The organism is Putridiphycobacter roseus, from assembly GCF_003234935.1.
GTDB lineage: Bacteria > Bacteroidota > Bacteroidia > Flavobacteriales_D > Crocinitomicaceae > Putridiphycobacter > Putridiphycobacter roseus.
Genome location: NZ_QKSB01000012.1, coordinates 80035 through 88695, shown reverse-complemented (window position 1 = coordinate 88695; position 8661 = coordinate 80035). Strand labels below are relative to the sequence as shown.

General features: G+C 34.0%; 9 protein-coding genes. All 9 read right to left on the bottom strand.

Features of this window, described 5'->3' with window-relative positions:
• Nucleotides 1-60: 60 nt before the first annotated feature.
• The 9 genes from DNU06_RS17875 to DNU06_RS15000 all read right to left on the bottom strand — a co-directional run bounded on the left by DNU06_RS17875 (nt 61) and on the right by DNU06_RS15000 (nt 8575).
• On the bottom strand, nt 61-207 hold the full coding sequence (locus DNU06_RS17875; protein ID WP_158526916.1) for a hypothetical protein: 147 nt from the start codon (nt 205-207) through the stop codon (nt 61-63).
• A 64-nt stretch (nt 208-271) separates the two neighbouring features.
• Nucleotides 272-1054 (bottom strand): thioredoxin family protein, encoded by a 783-nt coding sequence (locus tag DNU06_RS15035; RefSeq protein ID WP_111064317.1) that lies wholly within the window; start codon nt 1052-1054, stop codon nt 272-274.
• A gap of 5 nt (nt 1055-1059) precedes the next feature.
• Nucleotides 1060-1599, bottom strand: a complete 540-nt coding sequence (locus DNU06_RS15030; RefSeq protein WP_233503051.1) for a TlpA family protein disulfide reductase — start codon at nt 1597-1599, stop codon at nt 1060-1062.
• A 266-nt stretch (nt 1600-1865) separates the two neighbouring features.
• Entirely contained in the window at nt 1866-2513 is a 648-nt protein-coding gene (locus DNU06_RS15025; RefSeq protein WP_111064316.1) for a class I SAM-dependent methyltransferase, read from the bottom strand.
• Nucleotides 2514-2700: 187 nt separating this feature from the next.
• Nucleotides 2701-3237: a DUF2199 domain-containing protein gene (locus DNU06_RS15020; RefSeq protein WP_111064315.1), complete on the bottom strand. Its 537-nt coding sequence runs from the start codon at nt 3235-3237 to the stop codon at nt 2701-2703.
• A gap of 594 nt (nt 3238-3831) precedes the next feature.
• Nucleotides 3832-4473 (bottom strand): porin family protein, encoded by a 642-nt coding sequence (locus tag DNU06_RS15015; protein ID WP_158526915.1) that lies wholly within the window; start codon nt 4471-4473, stop codon nt 3832-3834.
• A gap of 107 nt (nt 4474-4580) precedes the next feature.
• A complete protein-coding gene (locus tag DNU06_RS15010) occupies nt 4581-6044 on the bottom strand; it encodes an arylsulfatase B (RefSeq protein ID WP_111064313.1) in 1464 nt (487 codons plus the stop codon).
• 177 nt (nt 6045-6221) lie between these two features.
• Entirely contained in the window at nt 6222-6797 is a 576-nt protein-coding gene (locus DNU06_RS15005; protein WP_111064312.1) for an SUMF1/EgtB/PvdO family nonheme iron enzyme, read from the bottom strand.
• Between the two features lie 131 nt (nt 6798-6928).
• Nucleotides 6929-8575, bottom strand: a complete 1647-nt coding sequence (locus tag DNU06_RS15000) for a serine hydrolase domain-containing protein (protein ID WP_111064311.1) — start codon at nt 8573-8575, stop codon at nt 6929-6931.
• Between the last annotated feature and the right edge of the window lie 86 nt (nt 8576-8661).

Genomic DNA, 8661 nt, shown 5'->3' with positions numbered 1-8661 from the left:
ACAATGATATCATTGTTCAGCTTTAATTAATAAATTTAATCCTTTAATAATCTGTATCGATTATTTAGGACTAGACAACTTAAACGTAAACTCTTGTTGTCCTTTGCTCGGCTTGATAGAACAACCAATGGCTTTTGTAATAATCGTACTTTGTTTTTTACCTTTTTCTAATGCATTAATTACATCTTCTGTAGTCTTAGCATCCATACAAAAAAGCCCTGACGATAAACGTCAGGACTCTTTCTCTATTTAACTTAATCGTAAACTCTTATTATCCTTTGCTCGGCTTGATAGGACAACCAATGGCTTTTGTTAAATTAGGATTGGGTTTTTCACCTTTTTCTAACGCTGCAATTGCATTTTCAAGAAATTTTTCCTTTACATCTTCCGGAGATTTAGCATTGTCGTCAATGGCACCAATGTATTGTACTTTGTAATCTTGGTCCAATAAAAAAACATGGGGTGTTCTCACCGCACCGTATTTTGGATATACTTTTGATCCTTCATCTACTAAGTAAACAAAAGGAAAGTTTTTTTCTTGTGCGCGTTTTTGCATGGCTTCAAAGTTTTCCATTTCATTTTCTGGACTATTAGAATTAATGGCAATAACAGCATATCCTTGAGGAGCATAAGTATTGTGTAATGCAATTAAACGGTCTTCATATAGCTTTGCAAACGGACATTCATTGCAGGTAAAAGTTACAATATACCCCTTGGCATTTTTAATACTTGACATGGAGAACATTTCTCCATCCACATTCTTTAAATTAAAATCTGTAGCGACTTCTCCAATTTTATAACCACCAATTTCTTCTAATGTTCTGGTTTGTTCCGGACTACCACCTCTAGGTGGTCCTTTTCTGTCACCGTGTGGTGGTCCTTTCCTGTCGTCACCGTGTGGTGGCCCTTTTCTGTCGTCACCATGCGGTGGTCCTTTTCTATCCCCATGATGTGCTTCTGAACCTTCCTCATTGGTTTTGGTTTCGTTACTACATGCCGTAAATACTGCGACCGATATACCGATAAAGGCAATTAAAATACTAATTCTTTTCATTTTTTCTAGTTGTTTATGGTTTGATTAATTTGATTTTCTAAGTCCTCCAAGCTTTCAAAAGATTGCTCAAAATAGGCACGTTTATTATTATTAAATACAATGGTGAATGGAATAGCGCCCGACCAATTTGGATCAATTTTATCAATCCAAGTGTTCGCGTCTGGATCGTCTAATAGTACTACTTTTAAATTTATATTTTTCTCGCGTAAAAAAGGTTTTAGTGTACTTTCTATTTCAGCCGGAAAATCCATGCTGACTAATACGACTTCCAGCTCAGGATGCGCATCAGCCAAGGCTTGGAAGTAGGGGAGTTCCTTCACACAAGGCACACACCACATTGCCCAAAAATTGACAACAATTGTCTGCTCCTTATTCGTTTGTAAAAGAGGAGCTAATTCTTCAAAGTTGTAAACGAGTATGGTATCATTTGTGCATGTCTTTTTGGTTTCCATCACATTAACTGCAGGAACGCTTTGCTCACAAGCAGAAAGCAAGAGCACTGATGCTAAACAAACAAAACAAAACCGATAAAACACACCTACCATTTGAAACTATATTTCAAGCTTTGACTCCGTTTTCTTGAAAAGGTTTAATGGCGGGTTATTTTTTTTTAATTCACTCATTTAAATGAAGGTAAATTTTACAGGCTTTGCACATACGCGTGTAAATACAAGAAATAATTACCTGCGTTTTATTTTTAAAGGTAAGCATGACTCCTGTGTTATTTTTAGCTATGCACGTTTGCGGTTAGTCTGTGTTGTTGTTAAAGCGAAGGGCAGCTATGCAAAATACATTATGTTACCTGCTTTTTTTATTTTTCAATGCTTTTCTTTACCACTATAAAATAACTAGATGCACCTTTATAAATCTTTTCGGATGCAACCGTTTGAAAATTTCCATTTGTGATTAAATCATCCAAATCCGTACTTTTAAGTCTTCTTATTGGAATTGGAATAATTCCAATGGTACACATTATTTGCACAAGTCGAATTTGTAACCCCACTAAAAAGGACAATTTACCACCTAAACAAGGTGTTACAGAAATAAACAAGCCATCAGGCTTTAATAATTCAGCTATTCTTTTTACAACATCTTTGGGATTAGGAATGGTGTGCAACATATTAAAAGCTAGTATTCTATCGTAAGATTCTATTTTGTGTTTTGCATCAAAAATATCTGTTTGAGAGAAAATTATATTTTCAATTTTTTTATCGACTGCCTTTTCTTTAGCAATTTCAATCATCTTTGATGAGATGTCAATTGCGTGTATTTCTTGAACATAGTCGGCAATTTCACAAGACACGGTGCCTGTTCCGCATCCGTAATCTAAAACAACATGACTGCGCTCTAAATACTTTTTAGTGTTTTTTCGAGACTCACTGTGAATATATTCAAAACGTTCTTCTGTTTTGTCGTAGTTTTTTGAAGCAGTATCCCAAAATCTTTTTGATTTATTCATTGTAGCTTATAATAGGAAGTGATGTTTGAGTAGGTTGTTGTGTGCATTACTTAGCACAATGTAATTAGACATCCACCAAGGCATTGTTTAGCTAAACTAGTAATTTTATTATTCAAAACTATGTTTTGGTATACTTTTCAGATAACTAAAATGCTTCCCAGTAAATGCATATTGAATATAGGTATTGTTACCCAACGTTTTTAAACATTGTGGCAATTCGTTTTTCTGCCTCTACTTTTGTAATTCCAGTATAGAAATCTTTTACAAACAAGTGGTCAAAATCTTCATGAGGGAAAATTTCGGGCCTCTCATTATTACCTTTTGTAATTACATCACAAGGAATTCTAGATGTATGCTCATATTCAGCAATGTCATTGCAGAGCCATCCAAAATAACTGGCCTCATGATTTTGCTTGTTATAGTTTGCCTTATAATCTAAATAGCTTTTCTCACTTAAAGAAACCCACAGTCCATATTCTAAGAATTCACAAGCATTATTCAGTTTTTGAAGTAGTCTAACTCTAATGAAGCGATCGCTTTGGTCTGCATAGTGAATTTCGCAAAAGTCCGAATCCAATTTTCCTAGTTCTGTTTTTTCTATATCTGACAGGAATGAATAATTTGCTGGTGCTTTAAAAGCCAAAGCTGGCCATTCCGCATGCACTTGTCCGCATAAAGAGCATTCAAATCCAGTGGATGTATTTTTTTTTCTTTTCCAGAACATTATTCAAAAGTTCGATTCAAGGCGATTGTCAACATAAGACAAAAATATAAAAATGGCATTGCACTTAAAAAAATCCAAAGCAAATTGATTCGGAAATTAGACTTATGTTTTGTAATCAAAAGTATTGTATTAATTATAGAACATAAAACACCACCAAAGAAAACAAGCAGTGAAATCATATTACCATACTGGTAAACCCACGTTCCTCTATAAGGTTGAACTAAATACTTTAAAAGTATAGCACTTAAGCAAAATCCTATAATCAGAATGCCACTTTTTTTAGTCCAATTTATATTTCGTAGTGTAGAGTTCAAAGTTTTGTCCAATGATGGGTAACATCCGAATAAAGCACACTATTACACTTTATTGCTTTAATAGGTTATTGTGCCACTAATTTAATTAAAAAAACTAATTACTTAAATTTCAGACATCTATTTATTAAAATAAAAAACACCCATTCAGAAGCACTGAAAGGGTGTTTACTTGCAAAAAATAACTGAAAGGGTGTTTTTGCTGCTGGTTGATGAGTAGAATTTCATCTACTTGTATTTTATGGTTGTTGAGGTTTGTGTAAAAAGTCGTTGTGCTGGCCTTTTATTCTCTTTTCAATGCATATTTTAAACCTATTGAAAGTACAATTCCATAATTACGGGAATTGCTACCTTCGATAATACTCGTAATACTATGATGAAACCCACATGCAGTGGATAGTAGAAAATTTGATGCTATCTTATAGTTAGCTCCAACCTCAATCAAACCGCCAAGTTCAACCTTTCTAATATAATCTATATCATAGCTAGTACTTTCTTCTGTGAGCCCTTCAGTAGCGGGTATTATTGATTTAGCTTCAAGTAGCAATGCTGGAATAATTCCTAGATTAACAAAACCAGTAATTTTATTTCCAAATAAAAAACCACCTTTCAACGGCATTGCAAAATAATCTAAATTGGTTTTAATAGATGATGAAAAAGTTGGTTTTCCAAGCGCATCTGTAAATATAATTTCATTACTAAAACCTTTTTGGAAGTATAGGAATTCTACTCCTATATTAAACTTTTTATTCAATTGGTAATCGTAAGTCAGACCATAATTAAATCCAATTCGATTCTCAGTGTCAGAGAGAAAGCTTGGGTTTATGTTTGTCGTGCCTATACCACCTTTCAGCCCAACAAAGTGATTTTGTCCATAACAAGGAATTAAAGCCATCATTGTTAACACAGTAATTATTTTTCTCATTATTATCTTTTTTCTCATTATTATCTTTTTTCTATCTAAACGTAAAACAGCAATTCATTAGCACCAAAACCCGTATTAATTATAACTATTGTTAGGCATAGGCTATTTTAGTTATTTCCTTTGATAGCTGCCTCTGCCCAAGGTTCACGAGTCTCTTGCTCGCGCGCTTCATAATCAATATTCCTCCCTTGTGTGTTGTGTGTTTTTTTTATGCTAGCATTGGCAGATGAAGCTTTTTCATCAACAGTTCGTCTGGTTGGAACATTGGGTAGAGCCGCAAGCACGGTCTCTAGGCGCGTTAGAATTTCGGGCTTTACTTTTGCTAGATTTTCTTTTTCATAGGGATCTTCTAAAACATTGTATAGTTGATGCTCTCCAACGTCTCCCTCACGTACAAGTTTCCATGGATAGTCAAATACTGCCCTACCAGAAGCTGAACCAATAATCAATGGATTTCGTTCGATTTCAATACCACTGTTTATTGCCGACCACATACTTTGTCCACTTTGGATCTCTAAAGGTGATGATTCACCTCCAACAGCATCAAGTAAAGTTGGTAACCAATCCTGAATAGCGATTTGTTGATCTAGTGCCTGACCTGCGGTGATGTGATTTGCCCACATAATGAGACCTGGCACTCGCATACCACCTTCCCAAGGGGAGCCTTTGCCACCTCTTAAAGCACCATTATTAGAACCAAGAGATAACGATCCTCCATTGTCACTAGAGAAAACCACAATGGTATTTTCTAGAATACCTTGATTCTCTAACGCGTCAATTATTTGGCCAATGCCATTATCTAGTTGAGTAACCATTTCAGCATAAACATATCTATTGCCCGCCTTAACATCTTCATTTAGGCCACTGTTTTTTGGTGTAGTTTGCAAAGGTGCATGCGGAGCATTATATGCTAAGTAGAGGAAGAAAGGGTTATTGGGATCACGATCGTTAATTATCTTTTTTGCTTCCGCTGTGAATAGATCGGTAGCATGTCCTTCTTCTCTAAGCGATACACCTTCCCTTTGCCAATCCAGTCCACCAGAATAAACATGCGTGTAATAATCTATAGAACCACCTAAAAAACCATAGTGTGAATCAAAACCCCTAGAAATCGGCCAGTAGTCGGTATTGCCAATACCTAAGTGCCATTTCCCAACCATAAAGCTTTGATAGCCCAAATCTTTAAAATATTCAGGCATTATTTTTAGGTCAATTGGCATGCCATTGTCATCTGAAATAGGACCGTCAATGCCATAATAAAGAGGGTTTTGTCCGGTTAGAAGACTAGCTCTAGTAGGACTGCAAATAGGATAAACATAGTTTCTATTTAGTGTCATGCCCTTGCGTGCCATTTTATCTAAGTTAGGCGTAGCAATTTCGCTACCGTTGTAGCCCACGTCACCGAATCCCATATCATCAACCAATATAAAAATCACATTGGGCTGATTTATAGTATCAATATGACTGCTAGTATTGCTAGTTGATTGGTTTGTATCGGTTTTTGTGTTGGGTGAGCAGGCTACAAAAAAAATGGCTATGATAATCGACAAAACAAAATTTAATTTTTTCATAATTTTTTATAGTAATTTTAACAAAACACGAGACTTCTTTTAAACTTTGTTATTTTCTTTTTATAATCCTCCGACGAAATTAAAATAATGTTATCAGATACAGAGATGTGTTTAACCTAAAGTGCTAATGTAAAAAAAAAATAGTTTTTTTCACACTTTGTTAGACATAAGTTTCGTTTACAATTTAATGACAGAAAATCCGATATGTATATTTCCTGTTTCTTTGTCAACAAATAATTCTCTTTCCTTAATTGTTCCATGACAAGTATTTTCAGAACAAAAAAGTGAACCTCCAGCTAATCTTACTAATTGATTATTTTCATTTTCTGTTATGTCCCATACATTTCCAACAATGTTCACCTTATCTATTTCCGAAATAGGTAATCTATTTTCTGATACAATAGTACGTTTATCATTTTTTGCAATTTCCCAATATTCATCATAATTCGGAAGTCTTTGTTTTGACCATTTACAATAAGCTAATGCGTCATTGTAACTTACTTGAGTAACAGGAAGTTTTCCTGAATTAACACTATTAATCCCATCTGGCTTTCTCCAGGTTGCATGATTAACTTTTTTAAAATTGTAAACATCAGTTTGTACTATTGACCACCCATATTTTTCTGCATCTGTAACGTATTTAGTTTCATTAACAAAGTGTTCAAATTCTGAATAAGAGACTGGTTTTAAAGCTAATTTATCTTCTTTACAAGATGGAAAAAGAATTAAAAACAAAAAGGAATATTTCCACATAACCAAACTAATCTTGTTTATTTGTTTTGTACATAATTAAAATTTCATTGTCTTTTCAGCTTATGCCTAACGCCCTGTGTATGGTGTCGTAGCATCCCGCAGGGTGCTATGCACTATATATAATGATGGCATTAGTTTGTTCTTTTAAATAAAATATCCTTTACAGTTCCTTCAGAGGCTGTATAAAAGGATGTTACATTGTTTCTATCGTCTCTGATGAAAGTATATTTAGTTCTTTTATTTGCTCCAAAAACATCTTTTACACCCTCTTTCAGTAATAATCCTTCGTTGTTTGGGTAATTTAGAAATAATTCATTATTAGAAACAATTAATTCGTATGTTACATTAAGTTCTTCAGAAAAGTAGATACCTGAATATTCGGAAACATTTGGATTTGGATTCGTTGTTAATTCAATTCTTTCAAAGTAAAAAATGGCACCTCCAAAATCTACAAGTAGATCAGATTCTGAATTTTCTTCTGTAAGAAAAGTATATTTCACGGAGGCATTATCAATTCTAGAGAAGGATTTTTTTGAGTTGGAAATAAGTTGAACAGGATTTTTGCCAAAACTACTCTGGGCATTAAGAGTGTCATTATTTATGAATAGGTTCATTCTCAAATCGCTATTTAATTCTTGATAATGCCCGATTACTTGATTCAATTCCTTTTTATTATGCCTATATGCTTTTTGTGAACTTTTATTTTGAGGAAGTTCTTGGGTAAAAAGGTCGAGTATTTGATAAGATACATTCACAGCATTGATATGTTCAGCATTCGCGAATACGATTACCCCAAGGTTTAAGTCAGGCAAACAGATGAATTGTGACCGCATTCCTAAGTCACGACCACTATGGTTAAACGTAGTGTAGCCATTATAAGGTGTGACAAACATTCCGCGAGCGTGTAGCATTTTTTCACCATTATTCAGCTTATCAAGATCAGTGATAAAATCCGATATATATGAGTACTTATGATTAGTGTCAAGAAAAATTTGAGACCAAATTGTTAAGTCTGAAATCGTACTTTCCATACCTCCAGCTCCAACACAGAGTGTTAGTGACTTTGGTTGTTTATAGTTATTTTCTTCTTTATAATAGGAATAAGCTCTATTCTTAATGATTCTTTCTAAATCACTTCTGTAGAAAGTATTTGACATACCAAGAGGCTCGAAAAGTTCCTGTTTAGCAAATTTATCAATCTGCATTCCAGATATTCTTTGAGTTATGAGTGCTAATAAAACATAGTTTGTATTTGAATAAAGTATTTTATCTCCCGGTTTATTATTTATCCCCTTTTGCAGAAACATCAGCTGTTGAATCATTCTATTTGTATAGCCTTGGTGTTCATAATCAAACCCTGATAAGTCTAATAAGACATTGTGATTTCGAATTCCACTGGTGTGGCTTAATAAGTGTTTAATTCTTATTGTATCTCCATAAAAAGCTAATTCAGGAATAAACTTTCTTACATCATCATTTACGGAGAGTTTTTCTTGTTTTTCAAGTATTGCTATGCAGGCAGATGTAAATTGCTTGGTAATTGAAGCAATTCCGAATATAGTAGAGTCATTAAATGGGATATTGTATTCCAAATTCATTAACCCATTACTGTTGTGATAAATAAGTTCGCCATCCTTAACAACACCAACTGTAAGACCGGGACTCAATTGGGTGTCTACCTGTTTAGATAAAATTGAATCTATTCTTTCATCAATACTATTTTGACCAAAAGAGTAAGTGCTAAAAATTGTAAAAACTAGAAGTAGAAATTTTTTCATTTTTATTAACTGTAATACAGAATTAGAAATAAGTAACGTTTTTTAATTAATGCTAACCTATAGTGTATGGTGCGTATCCCGTATGG